Raw genomic sequence first — 24,051 nt, 5'->3', positions numbered from 1 at the left:
GACCTTTAGTCTCATAAATTGGCAAAAAGTTGAAAGTTTAGCCCCGACATCTAAAATTCAAGACCAGAATCCAATAGTTAATTAGGTAGCCTGACAACTAGCTCCATTTCAACTTGAAGGTCTGGCGCTGCCAGCGTCGCGACACCAACTCCAGTAACACAAGGTTGAGCCCCTTCAAAAGTTGCTAGAAACGATGGCATGAGTTCTTCCAATCGTTCGGGCGTAAGGTTGACCACATAAATACGTGCAATCACAACATCATGCGGCGTAGCGCCAACAGCATCTAATGCAGCCTTCGCGTTGAGCGAGACAATACTCATTTGTTCTGCTAACCCTTTAGGTACAGCCTGACCATCTGGCCGCCACGCAACTTGACCAGATATATAAGCCATACGCCCTGGCTCAACTATTGATATTTGAGAGTATCCCATTTCGCCAGCATTCGGTAATGTCGATGGATTAAGACGGACAATTGAATTCTTCATATTTTCTCCGAAGATAGGATGATCTTAAAATGAACATTATAGTATGAAACAGTCTGTTTCTTACTAAATCTATAACTTTAGAAGTTAATGGGGACAGGCTACTTTTCTTTACATGTAAAAGATTTATTGCTTAATTTCAATAAAGTAGCCTGTCCCTATTATCCATAATACAACGAGAAATCATTCAAAGATTTTTCCTCTTTGACTTTTGCGTTACCAAAGCGTCCTTACACCGCTCTTAACCCTGTTTTATTCGCTTTTGCCATTTTTTCGCCATTTTTTTTTGTCATATTGGAAACGCTAGAACACTTATATGTTGAATGGTATATAATCTCATTCTTAGAATAAAGGTTTTTAATGACACAAAATCCGCTGAGACATTTAAATATTCTATTTGTTGAAGATGAAGAGAACATACGCAGGCATATCGTCAACGCTCTAGGCTATATTGTCCATGAGATCAAAGAAGCCTCTAATGGACAAGAGGCATTAGAAATACTCAAAACGTTTTCTCCCGATATTATTATGACCGATCTTGAAATGCCAATCATGAACGGTGTGGAGTTAATTACGACGATTCGCAAAAAAGAGATTGACTCTTGCATTGTTGTTTTAACGGCATATACGAGCCAAGAGTATCTACTACCATTGATTAATATGCACATCGAACATTACGTTATTAAACCAATACGCTTTGAAAAGATGCTAGCGATTTTACAAGAATGTTGTGCGAAATTAGACAAATGTAGCGCTTGCCACGATTTACCTCAAGGGTATTACTACGATTGGAATCAGAAAATTTTGACGTATCAATCACGAAGTATTACACTCACCAAAAAAGAGATTTCATTTTTGGAACTTTTATTTCACAATAAACACCGTATTGTGACCTATGAAGAATTTCAAAGCTACGTTTGGGGCAATGCGGTTATGACCGACGATGCAATTCGTTCGATTGTAAGAAACCTGCGAAACAAGCCCCCCAAAGACATTATTGCCAATCTCTCGGGGATTGGATACAAGCTTGAATAGCATGTTCGTCAAAAGCCTTTTGTGCTTTGCTTTAGGACTGATACCTTCTTACATGTACACCGCCGAACCATACGAAACAGACGATGCGGCAAAGATGAGCCTTACGTATCGCGATCCAAATTCACATTTGCATGTCTATATTCCTTCTTTACCTTATGCGTATATTATGCGTTTAATCAACGGAACGCTGGTTAGACTGGATGATTCCAAGCGTGGTTGGGAGTATTTTATTGCCTATAAACATGAAAAACGAGATGAACTTACCTATGATTTTTGGCTACGAAACGACGTGAAGTTTCAAGACGGTACGCCCTTAAATGCCGATGCCGTCGTTGAAAATTTTAACCATTTCCTGCAAGGTGCTTTTACCTACACCGACATTCACCGCAAACTCAAATCCGTCGAAAAACTAGATGAGTACCGTATTCGCATCCATCTGAATGCACCCTACGGTATGCTTTTTCACGATCTCGCGCGCATCAATTTTTACACCAAAGAGTATTACCGACACCATCAATGGTCAAAAAGCATCACAGCCGAAAATACCGCCCTTGTAGGGCCTTTCGGTGCGGGACCGTATATCTTAACGCAAGGGTATGCAACGGGGTTAGCCCAAAGCGATACGGTTGTTTTAAAAGCCAATCCTTACTATTTCGAAAAATCGCAACCCTATATCCAAACCTTAACGATTCACACGCGTATGCCCATCGATCGCGTGATCGACGCACTGAGCAATAAGGAAGGTCAAATCGACATTGCCTTTATCCCGCTGAATAAAAAAACCGAGATCGTCAATTCCAAATACGCAAAACTTTACACACTTCCTTCGACGACGACGCTGAGTTTTCATATGAATCTGATGAACCCCCAAACGCCTTTGCACGATCTTCGTATACGCCAAGCGCTTAACGAAGCTTTGAACCAAGAAAACCTCGTTAAGTTTGCGTACAAAGGCGAAGGCGTTCTCTCCCCTTTTCCGATCTCGGCCAATATGCACGCCACCAAAGCCCTTTCGCAAGCGTATATCCAACATCCGCCCGCGCGAATGAGCGACGAGGAGATCGCACGCATTTTAAACGGCGTTCATCTCAAAGTCGTCACACAAGACCGTTTTGTCTCGATCTGTAAAGGGATCGAATACCAACTTAAACGTTTCGGCGTCACTTTGAGCTACGATATTACGAGCGATGAAAAATACGTTTTCAAACAACTCTTAACCAATCGAGAACATCGGTACGATTGGGACTTGTTATTATGGGGGAACGAAGATTGGTACGGGCATCCTTGGTCGAGTCTCTTTACCCTTTATACGCCCAACCAATGGTGCGCCATCGACAAAGACGACACACTTGATACTTACATGAAAACACTTTTTACGCTCGAAAATAGCGATTCTCGTTTTTTACCCTTGATGGATACTATTTTGAAACATGTGTATGAAAAAGCTTACATGTTAAGCATTCCTTCTCCCAATATGGTCATCGGCATCAATAAAGAAGTCGATTTTACCCCTTCAAGCGTAGCGATTATGCGTCTATGGGAAGCCAAACTCACACCCTATCATTGGTCGATTCGCTCGTCACCTCTACCTCAAGAGCGTTTACGTTACCGTTTACCGACAAAGGTCTTACCCGATGAATAACCTCAGCATCCGCACCAAATTTCTCATTTTGGGCATTATCGCATTTGTGTCGCTTTTATCGCTAGCACTTCTTTCGATGAATATTAATCAGCGAGGCTTTGCGAACCTTCATCATGTCTTTACCGATTTCAAAAAAGTGCAAAACCTGCAAAGCAACTACATCGAACCGCTTTTTATATTGCGCGAAACGATGCTTACACTGGTAATGTCGCCTAACGATGATTATAAAAAACGCGCAGATCAAAAACTTATGCCCATTTTGGGCAAACTAGAAACAATGATTGAGCAGGCACCTGAACCAATAGCAGAACAATGGAAGCGTTATAAAGAACTTTTGCTTACAACGCGATCCTATGCACTGCAAAGTTTCGACGAAGGCTCGTTTATGAATGCTGTTTCAGAAGAAAGAGACGCTTTTTATACTCTGATTGATTCTCTTAAAGAATTGCAGGAAGAACGTTTGGAAGACTCTCAATCAACTTTCACGTATGCCGAAAAAAATGTGATTCAAAGCCATTATTACTTGATTGCTGGGTTCTTTTTAATTGCCGTTATTAGCTTTTTATTCGACTCGGTTATCGTAAAACAAATCGTTGAGTCGATCGAAAAAGTTCAACACGGATTGCAACAGTTTTTTACCTATTTAAAAAATCCAGCAAAAACGGACGAACAGGTTTTTATTAAACTTGATCATAACGATGAACTTGGGAAGATGGCAAAAACGATCAACCAACATGTCGCAGGCGTACAAGAAACGCTCAACCAAGACCGATTATTAATTCAAGAAGCGACACAAACTGTTAGCCATCTCAAAGAGGGGAAATTCGGTCAACGCTTAAGTTTAAGTTCAAACTATCACGAACTCAACGCCCTTAAAGACGTGATGAATGAAATGATTGACAGTTTAGAACAAAAAATACAAGAGGAGATCAAGCAAAGAAGCGATCAAGAAAAACTTTTAGTCCAACAATCTAAACTTGCCGCTATGGGAAACATGCTTGGCAATATTGCCCATCAGTGGCGCCAACCTATTAGTGAAATTAACGCCATTTTGATGGAAGTCGAGGCCATCGCGCGTTACGATACGTTAAGCCAAGAAGATCTCTTTAAATTCATCCATACTTGCTGCGATGTAACCGAACACATGTCTAATACGATTTATGACTTTCAAAACTTCTTTCAACCCTCTAAAAACAAAGAAAGTTTCAGTGTCATGGAAGCATGCAATAACGCCATATCCATCATCAATGCTTCACTCAAATACCATAATATCACGCTTGCCTACGATTATGCCGCCAAAGACAGCCTTATTATAGGTTATCCCAACGAATTTGCCCATGCCGTTTTAAATATATTATCCAATGCAAAAGACGTCTTGATTGAGCGACGTGTTTTAGAACCCTCCATTCGCATCAATATCAAAACAGGAAAGCAGTTTACGATTATCCGCATCGAAGATAATGGCGGTGGTATCGCACCTGAAAATATTGAGCGTATTTTTGAGCCTTATTTTACGACCAAGCACGCCAAACAAGGCACAGGAATTGGACTTTATATGACCAAAGCAATTATCGAAAACAACATGCAAGGCTATGTTAACGTTGAAAATACCGATAAAGGAGCACTTTTTTCCATTAAACTGCATTTACCGCTTTAAACGCCATTTTTTCGCCATTTTTTTTCCATTAAATCTACTTTTTAATCCTTTATACTCTTCTTTAGTTTTAAAACATTTCAGCCATTACGGAGGTATTTTATGTGGAAACAAGTCACGGGCATTGTCTTAACATCATGCGCGCTTTTTGCAAACGAAGTCGTTTATTCCGTTAAAGAAAAGCCCGTCTATTTAGATGCAATATCTGGAAAAGTCGTGGGAAAACTCCTACCAACCAATGCAATCGAAATTCTTTCGCAAGAGGGCGATAGAATCAAATTTAAGATCACAGGTTATCAAAATAAAAACACGCCCAACGTGATTTATTTTACGGATAAAGCACGTATTTTCTCTTTAGCTTTTGCCAAAAACATCATACCTGTAACGAAAATTGTGGAAAGTAAAGATCAATGGAATATCGTTACCACGGAAGCGTATACGACACAAGGTGATTATGAAAAGAGTGTCGAGCCGATGATGGAGAGAGCCTCTAAACTCTATTCGGACAATTGCTCCATGTGCCATACGCTTAATGCCGTCGATCACTTTACTGCCAATCAGTGGCCATCAACGTTTCGCTCGATGCTAGATCGAACGCCGATTCAGAAAGATGATGTGTGGTTAGTGACTCAGTATTTGCAAAAAAATGCCAGCGATATGAAAAAGTAAGAGGAGAACATTATGCAAGAAACAATCAATCGAAGAGGATTTTTAAAAATCGGTGCCACATTAGCGTCCGTTCCTGTTTTTTCGCAGTTGTCGGGTACGTATTCGCTTTTTGCGAAAGAACCTAGTGATGTGCTCAAAAATGGCGAAGTTATTACAGGAACACACTGGGGTGTTTTAAAAGTAACGTTAAAAGACGGAAAGGTCATTGATTCCAAACCATTTTTTAACACAAGTAAAATCCCCAACTCTCTGCAAGGTAACACCGCCGATATGATCTATAAATCTCGCATCAAATATCCGATGGTGCGTAAAAGTTACCTTGAGAACCCAGACGATCCAAAACCAGCCCTTAGAGGTAGCGAAGAATTTGTACGCGTCAGTTATGAAGATGCTATCAAACTCGTTGCACGCGAACTCAAAAAAACACGTACCCAAAAAGGTCCTGCAAGCGTTTTTGCGGGAAGTTACGGCTGGAAAAGTGTCGGGAACGTTCACAACTCTAGAATATTACTGCATCGCTTTATGAACTTAAGCGGTGGCTTTACGGGCAGTTTAGGGGACTACTCCACGGGGGCTAGTCAAATTATTATGCCTCATGTTATCGGTAGTATCGGTGTCTATGAGCAACAAACTAGCTGGCCTGTGATCTTAGAGCACTCCAACGTCGTTGTTCTTTGGGGAGCAAATCCCATCAGCACGTTAAAAATTTCATGGCAAGTTGACGACGCGCAAGCATTTGCATATCTGGAAAAACTTAAAGCTAGTGGTAAAAAACTGATTATTATCGATCCAAGACGTTCAGAGACCATTCATTATTTTGATAAAGCCAGATGGATTTCACCGCTTCCCAATACCGATGTAGCGATGATGCTCGGTATGGCAAACTACCTGTACAAAAAAAGGAAATATGACAAAGAGTTCCTCGAAACCTACACGGTCGGATTTGATCGCTTTAGCGCATATCTATTAGGAAAAACCGATGGCATCGACAAAACGACGGCATGGGCGAGCAGCATCTGCCGCATCGATGAAAAAACGATTCAAGAATTAGCAGAACTCTTTTTTGACAACCGAACGTTTATAATGAGCGGTTGGGGTATACAACGCGCACACCACGGAGAACAACCGCACTGGATGCTTGTCACCTTAGCATCAATGCTTGGTCAAATCGGACTTCAAGGCGGTGGTTTTTCACTAGGACATCACTACAGCGGAGCAGGTGTACCGACACGCAAAGGTGCAACGATCGGCGGTATCAATGCGGCAAGTTTAGGTTATTTTGACGAAAACGGTAAATTTATCGGCACGAAAAGTAGCGGAAACGACGCAGCTAGTACAGGGGAGAGTTGGAAACTAAAAGTTTCTGCCTCATCGTTTCCTGTTGCTAGAATTGCTGATGCATTGTTACATCCGGGAAAAACGATACACCATAACGGAAAGATGATTACCTATCCCGACATCGACTTTATCTATTGGGTCGGAGGCAATCCTTTTTCACACCATCAAAATACCAATGAGCTTGTCAAAGCGTGGAAAAAACCTCGTACGATCGTTATGAATTCGATTTACTGGACACCAAGCGCAAAAATGGCAGATATTGTTTTCCCTGCAACTTCCCAATATGAGAGAAACGATATTGCGATGATCGGCGATTACTCTAAACACGGTATCTCACCGATGAAACAGTTAGTTGAAAAACAATTTGAAGCCAAAGATGACTATCAAATTTTCAGCGATTTATGTTTGGCATATGCGGGTAAAGAGCTTTTTAATGCTTACACCGAAAATGGCAAAAAAGAGATGGATTGGATCGAAGAGTATTATAACGTCGCTTACAACACGATCTTAAAAACGCCACAGCTTGTGACGGATATGAAACCATTTAAAGGATTTTGGAGCGAAAATAAGCCCGTTGTTTTTAACAGTAGCATGGAAAACGAAAGCTTCGTGAAGTTTAAAGATTTTAGGGACGATCCGATCTTGCAACCACTTGGTACACCATCAGGCTTGATTGAAATTTACTCTGATACGATCGCGAAAATGAACTATGACGATTGTAGGGCGTATCCAAGTTGGTTTGAGCCGATTGAATGGCTGGGAATGAAACAAAAACCAGCAGAATTTCATATGTTAAGCCCGCATCCATACGATCGTCTGCATTCACAGCAAAATCAAACACGTTTGCGTGACACGTATGCGGTTGCCAATCATGAGCCGATTTATATCAACCCCAAAGATGCGGCTAAAAAACAGATCAAAAACGGTGATACGGTGCGTGTTTTCAATGCAAGAGGCGAAATTTTAACAGGTGCTGTCGTAACAGACGATGTGATCGAAGGCGTCATTTGTATTTATGAAGGTGTATGGTACGATCCTGAAAAACCAGGTGCGGTAGGAAGCATCTGCAAAAACGGCAGTCCAAATCTTTTAACGATTGATATTCCAACGTCCAAACTGGCAAATGGAAATATTTCGCATACCGCATTGGTCAATATCGAAAAATACACGGGGAAAACACTTCCTCTGACTGCATTCTCCGCTCCTAAAGGAGCCTAAGCCTCCTCGCTCTCTTTGTCTTTCAAAGAGAGCGCTTCTTTTCTTTACATGTAAAAGAGTTATCCATTAAAGTAGCCTGTCACCTTTTTCTCTTTGCATAGTGTGTTTCGTAGGAGCACTCTTTTGAAAAAAAATTCAATAAAAAGCACAATATCTATATGGCAAATTGACTTTGAATCAATTTTCATCTAAGATAGTTTAAATAATTAATTGTATATTTTTATATACAAATAATAATAAAAAGGGGCATACGATGATATTTAAGTCGATTCAAACTAAGATTGTTTTGATAGCTGGGCTTTGCCTGATTTCAGCAGTTATCCTATTGGTGGGTTACGGGTTGTATTCATCTAAAAGCACACAAGATGTCGTTTCCTCGGAAGTTTCCTCTTTGTTAACTGAGCTCAACATGGAGAGACTGCAAAATTTAGCCGGCGAGCAAAGTGGTACCATTCAGGCTGAATTGGCGTTGGCTTTGGATGCTGCACGTACCATGGCTAACACCTTTGAAGTGAGTAAATTTAAACCTAAAGATGGGAAAGGTGCTCTGGACATTGGCCGCGATCAGCTCAATGCTATACTTCTTAATGTATTAAAACGTAACACAAGCTTTAATGGTACCTACTCTTGTTGGGAGCCAAATGCAATCGATGGGGCTGATGAGAACTTCCGTGTAAACAAAGACGGTAACAATCCAACTACCGGGCGCTTTACCCCCCTATTGGACACGTGATGATAAAGGCAACATTGCCGTTCAACCTTTGGTAGAGTATGACACCTACGACAAACATCCTAACGGTGTTCTTAAAGGAGGATGGTATATCACCCCACGTGAGCAGAATAAAGAAAGCGTGCTTGGACCTTTGCCGTATATCGTACAAGGTAAGCAAGTATTCCTCGCAACGATGTCTGTGCCAATTAATGTCAATGGTAAATTCTATGGTGTTGCAGGGGCGGATTATAACTTAGATTTTGTTCAGAAAATTGCCAAAAAAGTTGATGCAGAATTGTTTGAAGCTCATGGACAGGTATCTATCATTGCAGACAATGGTCTGTTGGTAGCCCAAAGCGAGAATCCTAATATGATCGGGGGTCATTTTAAACAAGTGATACCTAAAGGGTGGGAAAAGATTTATGAAGCTATTCAAGCAGGTAAAGCGTTAGTTCGTATCAACGATGATAGTGGAATGATAGAAGCGGTTGCGCCAATCAAGCTTGGAGCGACGGGTAAACCTTGGGCTGTTCTGATTCAAGTACCACGAGAAATTATATTGGCTAAAGCGTTGGTGCTTGATAAAGATATGAGCGATCGACTTTACCATAATGCTTTATTGCAAATTGTCGTTGGTGTTATCGTTGCTTTACTGGCTATTATTGCAATCTATTTTCTTACCACCAGTATGATTGCCAAACCTCTTTTAAACCTTAAAGAAACTGCCCATGATTTGGCAACGGGTGATGGTGATTTAACCAAAAAATTAGCCATTAAAAATCAAGATGAAATTGGTGATGCTTCCCATGAGATTAACCAATTTATCGATAAAGTTCACTCAACCATCAAATTAGCAAAAGACACCAGTTCTGAAAATGCATCGATTGCGCATGAGCTCTCTGCGACAACCCTGCAAGTGGGCAAACGCGTGGAAGACTCTTCAAGCATCATTTCTCAAGCCACACACATGTCAAGCGAGACCAAACAAGAAATTGTCGCTTCCGTCAATGAAGCAAAAGCTTCAAAAGAAGAGATTGTTAAAGCAAATAATGAACTCCAAAGTGCTCGTAAGTTCCTTCAAAAACTAGGACAGCGTGTTCAAGAGAGCGCGCAAACAGAGCAAGAACTTGCACAAAAAATCCAACAACTTAACTCTGATGCCGACCAAGTTAAAAATGTTCTTACCGTCATCGGCGATATTGCTGATCAAACAAACCTTCTAGCACTCAATGCTGCTATCGAAGCTGCACGTGCGGGAGAGCATGGAAGAGGCTTTGCAGTCGTTGCCGATGAAGTACGCACCTTAGCAGAGCGCACCCAAAAAAGTTTGGTTGAAATCAACGCAACCATTAATGTCATTGTTCAAGCTATCACGGACAGCTCAGAGAGAATGAATGTTAATTCAGCACAAATCCAAGAATTAAACACACTTGCGGGGGATGTGGAAAGCAAACTGGATAACACTGTTTCTATGATGAATGTTGCAACTAAACTCAATGAAAAAACGGTCAATGACTACATTCAAACAGGTGAAAAAATCGATACCATTGTTTCCAAAATCGAAGAAATCAATACGTTAGCAACGCAAAATACCAGAAGTGTGGAAGAAATCGCAGGGGCGAGTGAGCACCTCAATGAACTCACCACACAACTCAACGCCATCCTCAATAAATTTAGAACATAAGTTAAAGCCCTATTTTAGGGCTTTAATCACTTGATTTTCGTGCCACGTAATCCATCAGTTTTGTTGAAAAAAAGCGTTTGAGCCATGTGCCATTCAGCACTGGCTACTTTTTAAATTTTTCACTTTACATGTAAAGATTTTATTGCTTAATTTCATTAAAGTAGCCTGTCACCTTTTTGCTTTCCAAATTCTTCCCAGTTTCGTGGTGGAAGCAGTTGCTTTATCATCTTGATTCCTCATATAATTTTATTCAGTAAATAAAGAAATAAAGGGAAGGATAAAGAAAATAGGCTACTTTAATATATCTCTTCATCACTTAGAATTCAATCGTTCTTGTGTTTCTTTTGTATATATAACTAATGAACTACCAGGAGAGTCATTATTTACAGAAAATTGACTCATTGCAGTCAATAAAATTTCTTTTTTGAAAGCTATATGAATAGCATCAGCAGTCCCATCGTTAATTCTTTTTGTTAAAGCATCAGGCCATCTATTTGAAAGCTCTTTTGGTTTGTAAATTGTTTCATAGTCAGTATATACACATATTAGTGGGATTTTGTATTTATCAACCGCTTGTTCAATCTCATAAGATAACATGCTGCCAGATTTCCTCGTGTCAGCACTCAAGATGACAAGACAATTTTTGGATGCAGCTAAACGTTCCCTTATCCTGCTTTCTAGTGTACTACGAAGGCTTGCATCTCTAACCGCTGCAGTTTTATCATGACTATTAACAAACTTAAAATCGATATTTTTATTTGCACTCCAAGCCTGTATCGTAGCATAATACTTGAAATCAGATTCTGTAGGATTAGTCTTTCCAAGACCATCAAATGCTATGTACGTTCCGGTTCTATTTGCCATAATATTTACTCCTATTAATAGTTTCCAAATCAATTCCTTTAAAATATAAACTCAGCTTTTATAAATTTCAAAGCCCATTCTCTGCTGCTTTTATATCTAATAGATTTATAGAGTTTATTTTATCTTCGTGTATTATGATGCTTAACTTTGCCGGGTATTTGAATCGCATTTCACTTATTCTGAATGTCCAAAGCATGATTTTCAAGAGATTTTCATCACTAATATTTTTATGTTCTTTTATTCGGGTTATTCCTGATCCAAATATAGGTACGGACACATCCTTCTGTGAATACACTCTATTTACATTATCCCAGAAGTTTATCAAAAAACCTAAATATTCTGGCATAGTAAGATTTGCTTGATTTTTGCTATCAAATTTTGAAAAAGCAACCAAAAGATAATCATCCAAAATACAAACTGTTCCAAGTTTGTATTTCTTTGACTTTCCCAATCTAGATACGTTACTATCAATTAAGTTTTCTTCATCAAATTGGTAGCTATCTATTAAATGGTTTAATTCATCCAATGACTTATTTGAATACTTATCTATGAAAATGCCGTTTAGAGATTTTTTTGAAATAATTTTGTCATCTACTTGAGTGTCAAAATATTCATTAAAAGCAATAGCTTTAAGTCCTGACTGTTTAAAAATATCTCCTGTTTTTATTACAACTTTACTTCCTTCTATGAGAAGATTTACATTTTTTAGTTTGTTGTCCCACCACCACAAGCCTAGATACAAACAAACAAAAATAAATGCGACTACCAGTCCTGTACACGTTTTATATTGTTTTGGTATATCAACAAAAATGAAAATTATTGTGAAAAATGCAGATATTATTGAAACCTTCTCTAAAAAGTCTTTGAAAACCATTCTATCGGATATTTTAACCTTCACACTAATTACCTTTTATTTAGATTTATTGAACTAGTTTTCAAGGCTTTAGACTTTACAACTTTAAGCCAATTCAACCAAAACTCCAACACCCGTCAAAAATAATATCGCTTTCATCTTTAAAAGCAAGCTATATCTTTTCAATATTCTTACATGTAAAAGCGTTTTTGCCTACTTATTGCACACATGCCTAAGAAACCTTTTGGTACAATTTCATCACTATTTTTTTTGGAGTCTGTAATGAGCAGTATTGTTTTTCTAAACGGAGATTTTTGTAAAGAGGAAGATGCCAAAGTATCGATTTTTGATCGTGGGTATCTTTTTGGTGATGGCATCTACGAAGTTGTACCTGTTATTAATGGCAAAGTGATTGATAAAGAGCCTTTTTTTGAGCGTTTTGATGCAAGCATGAATAAAATTGCTCTCAAAGCGCCTTTTTGTAAAGCGGAGATTATTACGATTTTAGATACCTTGATTGCTAAAAATGAGATCGTTGAAGGTGGCATTTACATGCAAGTGACACGTGGTGTCGCACCTCGTGAGTTCTATTTTCCTGAAAATACCCCAACCACGTTTATGGCATTTACCTTTAAAAAAGAGATCATTAACCATCCTCTCGCTGAAAAAGGCATCAAAGTTGTGAGTTGTGCGGACATTAGATGGAAAAGACGTGACATCAAGTCTATTTCGCTCTTGGGTCAAGTTTTAGCCAAAGAAGAAGTCCACCAAAAAGGTGCCTTTGAGGGTTGGATGGTTGAAGATGGTTTTGTGACTGAGGGAACTTCTTCGGCTGCATTTATCGTGAAAGATGGCGTGATTATCACGCGTCCGCTTTCCAATGCGATTTTGCCAAGTATTCGTCGCAAACTCTTAATGGAATACACCAAAGAGAACAACATCAAAGTCGAAGAGCGTCTTTTCACCATTGAAGAAGCGTTAAACGCAGATGAAGCGTTTATGGCAAGTGCAACGGTTTTTGTTCTTCCAATTATTGAGATTGATGGTAAGCCTATCGGCAGTGGAAAACCTGGCGAAATGGTTAAAAAACTTCGCGCACTTTACGTCGAAGCTGCCCTTAAAGAGGCGAATGCCTAAACGATTCAGAGGCTTTACATGTAAAGCCTCTTCTCCTCTAACTTAAAATTTATATCCCACACTGACAATAGATGCAATTTGCTCTTTATCGTAGAAGTCATGATTGGCATCTTCTTGCGTTGCTTTAAGCGCAAGCGATACATAGGTATTCTTGCCAAAGTCCATTGGATTGTCCAGCTTTAGAGCAACGGTTGCACTGACAATCGTTGCATCTATCTTTTTACCCAGTATTGGATTGGTTGCGTCATACTCTTTTGCACCGACACCCAACGCTGTAAAAAACGAAAGATTTGTAAAGAATGTATCTTGATAGCCGACTTCTGCCATGTATTTATCGTAAGCACTGGCTTTACCATCGGCATCGTATTTTTCATACTCCAAACCAAGAAGATAATTTTTATAACTGTTTTTTGCTGAGAGAATATGACGTGTTGCATCTCTTTTGAGTGTTGAAGGAAGCGCATCATTGTCATAATCCACGGTGGTGACTTGATATTCAAGTGCCAATTTATAGGCATCTGCCTTGAACGTATAGCCTACATAACCACCCATTTCTGAGACATCGGTTTTGCTCCTGTTTTGATTGAGAAGGTAGGGATTGGACCACTCTTCTTCTGCAAAAGGTTTGATGACAAAACCAAAATTCAGGTTATCGATAGTCGAACCAACGCGTACATCACCTTTTTTACTGTCGAGATAAAACGCAATGGCATTATCGTAATGATAGGTGTAATTAAACGCACCATAAGGAATTCCTCTTGTATCACTATCCGATTCCCCATAATTCGAGATGGTCGATTTTGAGTCTGTTGAAAAATTATTTTTTTCACTTAAAAAGCCACCACCAATCTCAATATAATTCTCTTGCGCAAAGAGATTAGCTCCCATTAAACATGCAACACTTAAACCAAATGCAAACGATTTCACGTTTTTCCTTTAAAATGTTTCTAAATATAATAATGATTTATATTTGGGGGAATGTTAATCTTCTTTCGTTAATGACTGGTAAACGCAGATAAAGAGCGCTTTACATGTAAAGCCTCTTTTCGACTTTAACGCATCTGATTTATCATCTCTATCGTGAGGAGATCAAGGGTATTTCCGCGCTCGTGTAACTTTTCGATTAGGCTTTTTTTACGCTCATCGGTGAGGTTTTGCCCTGCTTTAAATTTGAGGGAGATCGATTCTGGATTTAAGCGAAAAAGCCCTGTTTGCTCTATCATTTTTGTATAAATGGGATTGCTCGCTTCGATGGCATCGTAACCACCTTCGGGTTGAAGCTTTTGCATGAGTGCGGTGAGCATCAAGCATTTTAGATCAGCATTGCTCACGATTTCAATCAACCCTGTGACATGCGCTGAGATAAAAAATTGCGTCGCTGGAGAAGCGGAGCGCGTGTTGCTAAAATAAGAAGGAATCAGGGAAAGTGGCTTCACTACGCTGAAACTCGCCTTTGGATTTTTAGCGATCAGCTCCATTTTTCGCCCTTCCTTGGAGCCATGAAAACAGAGGCTTTTCTCATACCAGACAAAATTGAGAGGTACGGCATAAGGCATATGATCATCCATCAAACTGAGTGTTCCGTATTCACACTCAGCCAATAGCGCTTCAATATATTTGGTATCCTTCACTTCAAATTCAGCTCTTCGCATCATTACTCCTACGTTGTTTGGATAAAATCTTTAATCTCGATTTTCATCACCGCTCTTGCCCACGGGAAATTCGCTTTCATGTGGTCGCATTCGTCGCCCTCATACACAATCGTTGCATTTCCATTGAGTAAAAACCCAGCACCCTCACCGTGCAAACCCTCTACCTCTTTGCTTCCAACCGTTACCAAAACCCTATTGTCGTTTGCCAAAGCCTCTTCCATCGTGTTCATTCCTGCTACGGGAAGCATGAAATAATCGTCGTTGAGTGTCACGTACGAATGCCAGGTGTTGACAACATGCGGGAAGTTTTTCCCTTGCGCGACAATGGCAACCGCTCCCTCTTTTTGCATCACCGATTTTAATTTTTCTGAGATCATTTTCGCCTCCAATGCGTTTGTTTAAATTTTAATATTGTGATATTATAATCTCAATCTGTACTCAATACAAGAGCCAGTTAATGAAATATTTAAGAGGTCAGTTATGTATATCCTCGATAAAGAAGCCACAAAACCACTCTACATACAGTTCTACGATGCCATGAAAGAGGAGATTTTAAACTCCCTCTCTTTGGGAGCGAAACTTCCCTCGGTGCGAAAAGTGGCGATGGAGTACACCATCAGCAAAAATACCGTTGAGCTAGCATACAAACAACTTTATGCGGAAGGCTACATTGAGAGTATCCCTAAAAGTGGCTATTTTGTTGCCGATACGTTTCGCGAATATGGCACACTCACTTTAACGACACCTCTGAATATATCTGAAACAAAGCCTCAGATTCGGTATGATTTTTTTCCCGCTCGGTTGACGCATGATGCGTTCCCTTTGAAACTGTGGCAACGTCTTTTTATCAAAGCGATGAAAGAGAGTTTGGATTTTGGGGCGTACGGTGACATTCAAGGCGAACAGGGACTTAGAGCTGAAATTGCACAGTACCTTATCACATCCCGCGGTGTCAACTGTGACGCAGCGCAAATCGTTGTTTGCGGTGGATTTACAGACTCCATGAACCGTCTTGCCGCACTCTTTAAAGAGCACTTTCAACGAATCGCCATTGAGCATCCTGGGTATCCTGCTACGGGCAAGGTCTTTGAAGATTATGGCTATGACCTTGTTCCCATTGAAGTCGATCACAACGGCTTAAACATCGACCAACTAGAAGCAACAAAAGCCAAACTGGTGTACATTACCCCCTCACACCAGTACCCAACAGGGGTTACAATGCCTATTCATAACCGTATGAAATTGTTAGATTGGGCAAAACGCATTCAGGGTGTTATTATCGAAGATGATTACGACAGTGAGCTTAGGTACCAAAACCGCCCTATTCCTTCGCTTCAAGGACTGGATCACGATGAGAGTGTCATCTATGTTGGAACCTTTTCCAAGTCGCTTTCTCCCGCACTTCGTGTGAGCTACATCGTGCTTCCGCATCGCTATTTAAACGCGTACACGAAAGTATGTCAGATGCGCCATCAACGCTGCCCTGTCTCACTGTGCATTCAAAAAACCTTGGAACTGTTTATGAAAGGTGGTCATTGGGAGCGACACTTGCGCAAAATCCGCACCCTGAACCGAAAGAAACACGACCTGATGAAAGAGCGACTCAAAAGCACGTTAGGACCTATGATAGAGATCATCAGTGAAGGTGGTGGGCTTGCTATTTTGATACGCCCAACCCTCACGATTGATCTGCAAACATTAAAAGCCAATGCTCTCAAACAAGGTATCAAACTTTACTGTGCGAGTGATCTTTACGGTGAGACGTGGGAGGCGATTCGCATGGGCTTTGGAGGGCTCTCGGAGAGAGAGATCGAAGAAGCGATAGAGCTTCTTCAAACAATATGGCTAAAAACCCTTGAAGCTTAGTAATGCTTTATCGTGTAATTTTTTATGTTTACATGTAAAATACAACGCCTTTGTCACGATAATAATGTACAATGATAAGAAAAAAAGAGGCAACATGCTTTCACTGGCTAAAAACATGCAGCATTTTGTGGATCTTATTGTTGAGAAATCTCCCTCGCTAGATGAGGAGGAGCTCTCACGGCTCAACCATTACATATGGATTGCGTTTTTGATGATTCCTGTTTCTCTTTTTGCCTGTGTTTACAATGCGTATAGTGCCAATTATATATTGGCTTTTTTGATCATGCTTTTTGCCTCTTACACGATCGGCTCGCTTTTTCTTATCTCTAAAATTAAAAAAACGTACCTACTGTACCACGGAGCCAATTTTCTGTATGCGATTCTCATGCTTTACGTTGTTTCGCATCTTGATAGTGAAAATTCCCGCATCCTTTGGACCTATATTTATCCTATTAGTGTTATCTTTTTATTTGGAAATCGTCTGGGCTTTTTGTACAGTTATCTCTTTTTGGGCATGATCACCGGGCTTTTTCTGTTTGTTCCACAGATTCACACCGTCTATAGCATTCCGTTTCAAATTCGTTTTGCCATTACGTATATGATCGTTGCGTTTATCAGCAGTTGGGTGGAGTACCACCGTGCACGGTATCAAAAAGAGTCTTTGCAGACGCATTACGCTCTTTTTTTAGAGCAAGCACTGCTCAAAGAGGAGATCGAGCGACGTCGTGTGCTTGAAAAAGAGCTTCAACACCTAGCCCAAACTGACACACTTACTTCGCTGTACAACCGTGGCTATTTCTTGGAATTGGCAGAAAAAGAGCTTCAGCGTGCGATGCGTTATGACGCTTCGCTCTGTTTTGCAGTCATGGATATTGATAATTTTAAACGCATCAATGACACACTGGGTCATCCTGTGGGAGATACCGTGCTTCAAGCGTTAGCGCAGCATTGTAAACAGAGTTTGCGCGAGACGGACTTGATCGCACGTTTGGGTGGTGAAGAGTTTGCGTTTGTACTCTTACATGTAAACGAAGAACACGCTAGAGCGAAGATGGAAAAACTCAAAGACGAGCTGAGTCAACTGAGTGTTCCCTACGATGGAGGGCTTACTCTCAACTTTACCGTCAGCATTGGATTAGCAATGCTAAGCGAGCGCATTAAAAGGCTCGATGAGCTCTACATCCAAGCCGATGAAAAGCTTTACCTTGCTAAAAATGAGGGGCGTAACTGTGTTCGTTAACTACTTGGAAGATTTTTTGGCAAGATTCTCTTTTTTGCTCGCACCGTTCATATCCATACCGTAACGGTTATACCCACCAATGAAGATTTTCTGAGCAGGATCAAAACTCTCGGAGCACGCCTCTTTGTCGTATTTTGCAACAAATTTTTTGCTTCCTTCTTCCACACTTAAGTAGTACTCAACGCCTTTGTCGACCATCGCAATTTTGGAAAAATCTTTACACTGCCTTTTAAGATCATCGGGCAGTGTGTGGTATGTGTTGAGTTCTGCTAAAATTTGTTTGTACTGGGTTGTGGTCGATTGGAAAAAGACTTTGTTTTGCATCGCATAGACTTTGGTGACGACCAAAGAGAGATCTTTATGTTTGAAGGTCTGAGGAAGGTTGTTGGCTAAATTTTGCGCCATAAATGAAGCGTACATCTCTGGTGTGATATTAAAAGGGAGCGCCATTTTTGGGCTTTCAGCATAAGCTAATACGCCTATGAACACTGCCATAATCCACCATGCTTTTTTAAGCGTTTTCATTTCGAAAAGATCCTTCTAACGATTTTCCGTATTGTAACTCATTTTAATGAATCAATCATCAACAAGACTCTTTTTTTCTTGAAAATAGATAAAAAATCCAAGCCCGACAAACACCAAACTCATCCCAGCCCACGCTTGCGCGTTGGGCAGTGCGGCGCCTAAGAAGAGCATCTCCCCTAAGAGCGCAAAGATCACTTCACTTGCTTGAGTCGCATCCACAGCGGCGAGTTCGCTGGACTTGTGTGCCTGATGTCGTGCCAATAAAAAGAGCGTGGTTGCCACCACTCCTGCGAGCAGTGCGACCAACGAGGTGTTAAGCACTTGCCCCATCGAAGGCATCGGTGGATTGATAAATGCCACTAAAACAACCCAAAATGGGAGTGAGCCTAAGCAGAGCAAAAAGACTTTGTTAAACGCATTTTCCAGTAAGGGTGAGTCGATCTTGGGGAAAAGTTTATGCCCGTGTTTTGACTCCCAGACGAGTTGATTGCCAAAAGGATAACAAAATGCGGCTATCAGCACAGGAAAAGCACCCTTGGCAAACTCCACAAAATGAAACGTTGTGATATGTGAGGTGTTGATCAGCCCAACGCCGATGACGATGATCGTCGAAAAGATCCAAATACGTTTGGGAAACGTTCTACCAAAAAGCATTAAAACAAATAAGGATGCGATGATAGTCAACTGCCATGTCGCGGCGATCACCCATGCAGGGGCATAATCGGCACTAAAGCACAAAAGCGCGTAAAAACAGCCAAACCCAATGCTCCCCGCAACCGTCCAAAAAAGCCAATGTTCTGCAAAAAGTTTGAACAGTGCGTGAAGCGGTTTTTTACCCTGAAAGAGACGAATCACGATCAGTAAAAAGAGTATCATAAAAGCATACCGCAAGGACGCCGACCAGATCCAATGCCCCCCTTCTAAACTCATCAAACGATTGAGCACAAATGTAGAGCTAAAAAAAAGCGCGGAGAGCAGACCAAGAGCAATTAAAGCAACCATAAAACCTCTTTCTTACACCATAAATGATGTGCCATTATACCTAGACTCACGCAAAAATCATGATTGAAAAGTAGGCTTTTGAACTTTACATGTAAAGTAAAATTGGTTATGATGGAGCGCTTTTAAAGAGGAGAAACGATGGAAAATGAAGCGAGATTTTGGGAGCAATTTTACGAAGCATTGAACCATTATGCACCCATAAATCGTGATGAATTTGCACTTTTAAAACCTTACTTAAAGCTAAGAGTTGTCAAAAAAGGCGAAGTACTTCAAGATGCCTATTCACCTGCTGACGCGATCTATTTTATCTGTGAAGGGCTACTTCGGACTTATTATTTGGGTGAAAATGGTGCGCTTTACACCAAAAATCTTTTTCATGAAAACTACTTCTCCGCTTCGGTTGTTTCACTGCTTACGGGGGAAAACTCGTACCTTTGCATCGAAGCGCTTGAGCCAAGTGTAGTTATGGAGATCAACTATCTAGGGTATAAAACACTCATCGAATCCCATGCATCGTATAAAAATTTCTACCTTCGTTACCTTGAGAAAAACTGGATCATCGAAAAAGAGAGAAATGAGATCTCACTTATTGTCGATAATGCCACCACGCGCTACCAAAAATTTTTAGACAAACACCCAGAGATCGAAAAAAGAGCTTCGCAACACCACATCGCAAGCCATCTTGGCATTACGCCCACGCAACTAAGCCGCATTCGCAAAAGTCTCAACATAGGTAAATGACATCGTCCTTAAATCCTGCTACGATTCTGGTATATTGTGTTAAAGGGTTTTTATGTCAAACGCATTTAAAGCGCATCTTATGGTGCTTCTCGCCACGTTTTTGGTCGCAGGTTCTTTCATCATCTCTAAAAAACTCGCTGGCGTTATTCATCCCATTTCGCTTAATCTTCTGCGCTTTCTGATCGCCGCTTGCGTCTTAGCGCCATTTGTTCTTTTGGATGCTAAAAGACGCGCACGCATCTTCAATACGCTTGGAAGAGCCCTTATTATTAGCTTTTTTTACACATTTTATTTCATCCTTTTTTTCCAAGCATTGGAATATACAACAGCGCTCAGCACAGGCACACTTTACACGCTTTTACCCCTTATAACCGCTATTTTATGCATCTTTTTTTTCAAAGAACGCATCAGCCAAACGCAACTGCTCATTTATGTGTGTGGCATCATCGGAACACTGATTGTCGTCTTTAAAGGTGACATCAATCTTTTACTGCACTTTTCACTCGGACGTGGCGAGCTTATCTTTTTAGGTGCCATTCTTTGCATGTCCGCTTATGCGATTTGCATGAAAGTTTTGCACAAAAAAGAGGACGATATGCTCGTGCTTGTTTTGATGACGTTAGTGGGCGGATCGTTTTGGATGTTGGGGGCGAAAGTAGTGTTTGACGTTCCTTTACAATGGGAAACGCTTGATCTAACTGCACTGAAATACTTGCTCTATCTTGCAATCATCGCGACCTTTGTCACTGCGTATTTGTACCAAAAAAGTACGGTGCTTATCGGTCCAAAAAAGGTGATGGCATACATCTATCTCAATCCCGCAAGCATCGCGTTATTGCTGTATATTTTTGAAGGGAGAACGCTCTCGATCGAAGTGTGCGTCGGCATAGCCATCTCTACCATCGCAACCTTTTTGTTGCTAAAATGAAACACATTTAAGCTTTTTTAGCGTTACATGTAAAGATTTTGAATGCTATTTTCCCCAAACGTGATAACATATCACATATTACACAATGGAGTAGCATCATGGCAATTACGGATTATTTCCAAGGATTTGAGCGAAAAATGATCAACGTGGGTGATGATATACAGATCAACACTCTCATCGGAGGCAGTGGCGAAGAGGTTATTTTACTGCTTCATGGGCATCCTGAGAGTTACCTCATTTGGCGCGACATCGCCCCTACCCTTGCGCAAAAGTACACCGTTGTTGCCACCGATCTTAGAGGCTACGGCGATAGCTCCAAACCCAAAGGTTTGAGTGATCACTCCAACTACTCCAAACGGGTGATGGCGCAAGACCAAGTCACCGTGATGCAAACGCTAGGTTTTTCCAAGTTCCACATCGTTGGACACGATCGTGGTGCGCGCGTTTGCCACCGTTTGATGCTCGACCACCCTGAAAAAGTGCTCACCTGTACAATGATGGATATTCTCCCAACCTTAGATATGTACGAGCAAACCAACTGCGAGTTTGCGACCAAATACTGGCACTGGTTTTTCTACATCCAAGCCTACGACTTTCCTGAGCGCTTTTTAGGAGCTGATCCTGAGTATTTTATCCGCAACAATCTGCTTAAAAAAGCGACTCCCGAAACGCAAAAAAACTTCCCCGAAGAGGTGTTACAAGAGTATATTCGTCACTACTCCAATCCTGAAACCGTACATGGCATCAGCGAAGATTACAGAGCATCCGCAAGCATTGACTTGGAACATGACACACGCGACCGGCCGTTCACCATCCAAACGCCCCTCCTCGTTCTTTGGGGAGCCAATGGTGTTGTGGGAAACATCTGGAATGTGCTGGAAGGCTGGCAAAAATACGCCTCTGATGTACAAGGTTTTGGGGTAAAAGAGTGTGGGCATTTTGTACCTGAAGAGAAGCCTCAGGTTGTTTTGGAAGCGTTATTGCAGTTTTTGGAAGCAAAAAAACCTAAAGGCTAAGACACCATCTCAGAGGCATTTGAGGTGCCTCTGCTTTACATGTAAACCCTCTGAACGCTTCGTTTAAGTATCATAAGCCTATAATGAAAACAACCTAGAAACCTCGCATCTAAGGAATTTTCATGCAAAAATTATTTGTCTTTTTACTCAATTCCATCCACCTTTTTGCCGCTTTGCTGCTCATTATCATGTCGTTGCTCATTATGGGCTGGGCGGTGTATGAAGTCATCGCGAGCATTCCACTCAAGGGTGAATTTATCCCACGCATGCTTCAATCCGTTGGTGCCATCGTTATTTCCGCGGCGATCATCGATGTGGCGCAGTACATGATCGAAGAAGAGGTCTTTATGAACAAAGAACTTCGCGACCCAAGGGAAGCGAGACGGACCCTTACCAAGATCATCGTCATCATTACGATTGCTGTCAGTATCGAAGGATTGGTCTACATCTTTAAAGCAGGAACAGAAGATATGTCACTGTTAATCTACCCTGCATTCTTGCTGTTTGTCTCCGCCATTTTAATCGTCGCTTTGGGTGTTTATCAAAAACTAAGCGCCACCATCGAGCGCGAAGAGCTACCCAGCATTAAACTCTAGCACTTTACATGTAAACGTTAAGAAACACGGATAAGACCAAAGGCTACTACTTTAAAATAAGCTCTACTCTTCTGTTTTTCGCATTTGGTTTAGTGTTGGTGGTCGGGTCCAAAGGATTGGCATCGCCATAATACTGCAATTGCAACAGTGACTTAGGCACGCCATAAACTGCTAGTTTATCGGCAACATTTTTAGCGCGTAAGAGTGAAAGCGTTTTGTTATACTCTTTATCGCCTGCGCTATCGCTATGACCGATACTGATGATTTCGACGATGCTATTTTCGCGAATCAATCGAGCCAGCACCTTCAACTCTTCAAGCTGTTTTGTCTCTAAAACAGCACTGTCAAAACTAAAAAAGAAGAGGTAGCTTTGAGGTTTTTGCGGTAAGGCATTTAACACCTCCGCATACTTTAGTTTCACACTCTCTTCGGTTTCAAGCTTGGATGCAATCTCACCTTTTTGAGAAATATCTAAGGCTTCATAGGCTTTGTTTATCGTATGTGTGTCGCCTTTACGATCCGCAACGGAGATGACACCTACTTTGCCCTCATCCTCAGGTAACAGGGTTATTTGAACATCTTTTGAAGCACAGCCTGACAATAAAACGACTCCCAAACAGAGTCCTAAAAGCGTTAAGCGTCTCATTCTTTTGCCTCCGCTACAAAATAGGTTCCTCTAATACCAATGGTCGCCGTTTTTGCTTTGATCTCCATCGCGTCAGGATTGATCTTAGGAATGAGCCCCGTTTTGCACGCCATAATCCCTTTAAACAGATTGCTTTTAAATTTAACGTTTTTATTTTCAGGCTCAAAAAGATACTCATCGACCAAAAATTCAGCATTTGAACCGATCGAGATCAAGGTATTGTCTTCAAAAACAAGACCAATGGTACTGTTGGAAGCTGTTTTAATGGAGTCTTTCTCAAAGATTCTATCGCCTTGTTTCAAGGGCACCGTTGTATGGTCAGCATGGGTTACCAAGACCTCACCGTGAAGCGATTTGACCAGCGCCACAGAGGGCGAAGCTAAGAGTAAAAGAGGCGTTACAAAGAACCACATACCCACTGCAAAAGATTTTTTCATATTTATCCCCTCAATTTTGGCGCGATGCTGCTTATCTCGTGTACCAATTTTATTATCATTTGGATTATTTTGATCTAAATAATAACGTTATTGTGAGAAATTTATGCTCTTTGA

At 40.9% G+C, this 24,051-nt stretch carries 24 protein-coding genes; 14 read left to right on the top strand and 10 right to left on the bottom strand.

Annotation, left to right across the window (positions count from 1 at the left end):
• Positions 1 to 77: 77 nt before the first annotated feature.
• A complete protein-coding gene (locus SMUL_RS06375; RefSeq protein WP_025344424.1) occupies positions 78 to 485 on the bottom strand; it encodes a RidA family protein in 408 nt (135 codons plus the stop codon).
• 357 nt (positions 486 to 842) lie between these two features.
• Between SMUL_RS06375 and SMUL_RS06370 the strand changes: the two genes are divergently transcribed.
• The 7 genes from SMUL_RS06370 (at position 843) to SMUL_RS16570 (ending at position 10,434) form a co-directional block, all read left to right on the top strand.
• Positions 843 to 1,517 (top strand): response regulator transcription factor, encoded by a 675-nt coding sequence (locus SMUL_RS06370; protein WP_025344423.1) that lies wholly within the window; start codon positions 843 to 845, stop codon positions 1,515 to 1,517.
• 1 nt (position 1,518) lies between these two features.
• Positions 1,519 to 3,159, top strand: coding sequence for an ABC transporter substrate-binding protein (locus SMUL_RS06365; RefSeq protein WP_038533904.1), 1,641 nt, complete (start codon positions 1,519 to 1,521; stop codon positions 3,157 to 3,159).
• The gene (locus SMUL_RS06360) at positions 3,152 to 4,816 is read left to right on the top strand and encodes a sensor histidine kinase (RefSeq protein WP_025344421.1); all 1,665 of its coding nucleotides are present in this window, start codon (positions 3,152 to 3,154) and stop codon (positions 4,814 to 4,816) included. Before SMUL_RS06365 ends, SMUL_RS06360 begins: the two co-directional genes overlap by 8 nt.
• 99 nt (positions 4,817 to 4,915) lie before the next feature.
• On the top strand, positions 4,916 to 5,482 hold the full coding sequence (locus SMUL_RS06355) for a hypothetical protein (RefSeq protein WP_025344420.1): 567 nt from the start codon (positions 4,916 to 4,918) through the stop codon (positions 5,480 to 5,482).
• Positions 5,483 to 5,494: 12 nt separating this feature from the next.
• Positions 5,495 to 8,038 carry a molybdopterin guanine dinucleotide-containing S/N-oxide reductase gene (locus SMUL_RS06350; RefSeq protein ID WP_038533119.1) on the top strand — a complete coding sequence of 848 codons (2,544 nt, stop codon included), beginning with the start codon at positions 5,495 to 5,497 and terminating at the stop codon, positions 8,036 to 8,038.
• A gap of 253 nt (positions 8,039 to 8,291) precedes the next feature.
• Complete coding sequence (locus tag SMUL_RS17390; protein WP_038533116.1) at positions 8,292 to 8,771, top strand: PDC sensor domain-containing protein; 480 nt, start codon at positions 8,292 to 8,294, stop codon at positions 8,769 to 8,771.
• A 28-nt stretch (positions 8,772 to 8,799) separates the two neighbouring features.
• The gene (locus tag SMUL_RS16570) at positions 8,800 to 10,434 is read left to right on the top strand and encodes a methyl-accepting chemotaxis protein (RefSeq protein WP_223809786.1); all 1,635 of its coding nucleotides are present in this window, start codon (positions 8,800 to 8,802) and stop codon (positions 10,432 to 10,434) included.
• A gap of 312 nt (positions 10,435 to 10,746) precedes the next feature.
• On the opposite strand, the gene SMUL_RS06335 is transcribed toward SMUL_RS16570, so the two are convergent.
• Entirely contained in the window at positions 10,747 to 11,298 is a 552-nt protein-coding gene (locus SMUL_RS06335) for a TIR domain-containing protein (RefSeq protein WP_025344418.1), read from the bottom strand.
• A gap of 67 nt (positions 11,299 to 11,365) precedes the next feature.
• Positions 11,366 to 12,196 carry a macro domain-containing protein gene (locus SMUL_RS06330; RefSeq protein WP_025344417.1) on the bottom strand — a complete coding sequence of 277 codons (831 nt, stop codon included), beginning with the start codon at positions 12,194 to 12,196 and terminating at the stop codon, positions 11,366 to 11,368.
• A 237-nt stretch (positions 12,197 to 12,433) separates the two neighbouring features.
• On the opposite strand from SMUL_RS06330, the gene SMUL_RS06325 reads away from it, so the two are divergent.
• Positions 12,434 to 13,288, top strand: a complete 855-nt coding sequence (locus tag SMUL_RS06325) for a D-amino-acid transaminase (RefSeq protein ID WP_038533113.1) — start codon at positions 12,434 to 12,436, stop codon at positions 13,286 to 13,288.
• Between the two features lie 42 nt (positions 13,289 to 13,330).
• On the opposite strand, the gene SMUL_RS06320 is transcribed toward SMUL_RS06325, so the two are convergent.
• The 3 genes from SMUL_RS06320 to SMUL_RS06310 form a co-directional block, all read right to left on the bottom strand.
• Positions 13,331 to 14,215 carry a DUF2860 family protein gene (locus tag SMUL_RS06320; RefSeq protein WP_025344415.1) on the bottom strand — a complete coding sequence of 295 codons (885 nt, stop codon included), beginning with the start codon at positions 14,213 to 14,215 and terminating at the stop codon, positions 13,331 to 13,333.
• Between the two features lie 125 nt (positions 14,216 to 14,340).
• Positions 14,341 to 14,943 carry a pyridoxamine 5'-phosphate oxidase family protein gene (locus SMUL_RS06315; RefSeq protein WP_084613095.1) on the bottom strand — a complete coding sequence of 201 codons (603 nt, stop codon included), beginning with the start codon at positions 14,941 to 14,943 and terminating at the stop codon, positions 14,341 to 14,343.
• A gap of 5 nt (positions 14,944 to 14,948) precedes the next feature.
• Positions 14,949 to 15,317, bottom strand: a complete 369-nt coding sequence (locus SMUL_RS06310) for a pyridoxamine 5'-phosphate oxidase family protein (RefSeq protein WP_025344413.1) — start codon at positions 15,315 to 15,317, stop codon at positions 14,949 to 14,951.
• 103 nt (positions 15,318 to 15,420) lie between these two features.
• Between SMUL_RS06310 and pdxR the strand changes: the two genes are divergently transcribed.
• Positions 15,421 to 16,806, top strand: coding sequence for a MocR-like pyridoxine biosynthesis transcription factor PdxR (gene pdxR / locus SMUL_RS06305; protein WP_025344412.1), 1,386 nt, complete (start codon positions 15,421 to 15,423; stop codon positions 16,804 to 16,806).
• A gap of 94 nt (positions 16,807 to 16,900) precedes the next feature.
• The gene (locus tag SMUL_RS06300) at positions 16,901 to 18,046 is read left to right on the top strand and encodes a GGDEF domain-containing protein (protein ID WP_025344411.1); all 1,146 of its coding nucleotides are present in this window, start codon (positions 16,901 to 16,903) and stop codon (positions 18,044 to 18,046) included.
• Here the strand turns inward: SMUL_RS06300 and SMUL_RS06295 are convergent, their stop codons facing one another.
• Together SMUL_RS06295 and SMUL_RS06290 are read right to left on the bottom strand one after the other, a co-directional pair.
• Positions 18,047 to 18,571, bottom strand: a complete 525-nt coding sequence (locus SMUL_RS06295; RefSeq protein WP_025344410.1) for a hypothetical protein — start codon at positions 18,569 to 18,571, stop codon at positions 18,047 to 18,049. It lies immediately after the preceding gene.
• A gap of 51 nt (positions 18,572 to 18,622) precedes the next feature.
• The gene (locus tag SMUL_RS06290) at positions 18,623 to 19,573 is read right to left on the bottom strand and encodes a DMT family transporter (RefSeq protein ID WP_025344409.1); all 951 of its coding nucleotides are present in this window, start codon (positions 19,571 to 19,573) and stop codon (positions 18,623 to 18,625) included.
• A gap of 138 nt (positions 19,574 to 19,711) precedes the next feature.
• Here SMUL_RS06290 and SMUL_RS06285 point away from each other — a divergent pair, with 138 nt between their 5' ends.
• The 4 genes from SMUL_RS06285 (at position 19,712) to SMUL_RS06270 (ending at position 22,854) form a co-directional block, all read left to right on the top strand.
• A complete protein-coding gene (locus SMUL_RS06285) occupies positions 19,712 to 20,314 on the top strand; it encodes a Crp/Fnr family transcriptional regulator (protein ID WP_025344408.1) in 603 nt (200 codons plus the stop codon).
• 52 nt (positions 20,315 to 20,366) lie between these two features.
• On the top strand, positions 20,367 to 21,242 hold the full coding sequence (locus tag SMUL_RS06280; RefSeq protein ID WP_025344407.1) for a DMT family transporter: 876 nt from the start codon (positions 20,367 to 20,369) through the stop codon (positions 21,240 to 21,242).
• A gap of 98 nt (positions 21,243 to 21,340) precedes the next feature.
• Positions 21,341 to 22,258, top strand: coding sequence for an alpha/beta fold hydrolase (locus tag SMUL_RS06275; RefSeq protein ID WP_025344406.1), 918 nt, complete (start codon positions 21,341 to 21,343; stop codon positions 22,256 to 22,258).
• A gap of 122 nt (positions 22,259 to 22,380) precedes the next feature.
• On the top strand, positions 22,381 to 22,854 hold the full coding sequence (locus SMUL_RS06270; protein ID WP_025344405.1) for a hypothetical protein: 474 nt from the start codon (positions 22,381 to 22,383) through the stop codon (positions 22,852 to 22,854).
• A gap of 46 nt (positions 22,855 to 22,900) precedes the next feature.
• Here SMUL_RS06270 and SMUL_RS16565 read toward each other — a convergent pair whose 3' ends face one another.
• Positions 22,901 to 23,500 carry an OmpA family protein gene (locus tag SMUL_RS16565; protein ID WP_025344404.1) on the bottom strand — a complete coding sequence of 200 codons (600 nt, stop codon included), beginning with the start codon at positions 23,498 to 23,500 and terminating at the stop codon, positions 22,901 to 22,903.
• Positions 23,497 to 23,937, bottom strand: coding sequence for a FecR family protein (locus SMUL_RS06260; protein ID WP_025344403.1), 441 nt, complete (start codon positions 23,935 to 23,937; stop codon positions 23,497 to 23,499). Before SMUL_RS06260 ends, SMUL_RS16565 begins: the two co-directional genes overlap by 4 nt.
• Positions 23,938 to 24,051 lie beyond the last annotated feature (114 nt).

It is taken from the genome of Sulfurospirillum multivorans DSM 12446, assembly GCF_000568815.1.
GTDB classification, from domain to species: Bacteria; Campylobacterota; Campylobacteria; order Campylobacterales; family Sulfurospirillaceae; genus Sulfurospirillum; species Sulfurospirillum multivorans.
The sequence above is the reverse complement of the archived record's forward strand: the minus strand, read 5'-3'. Positions and strand labels throughout refer to the sequence as shown.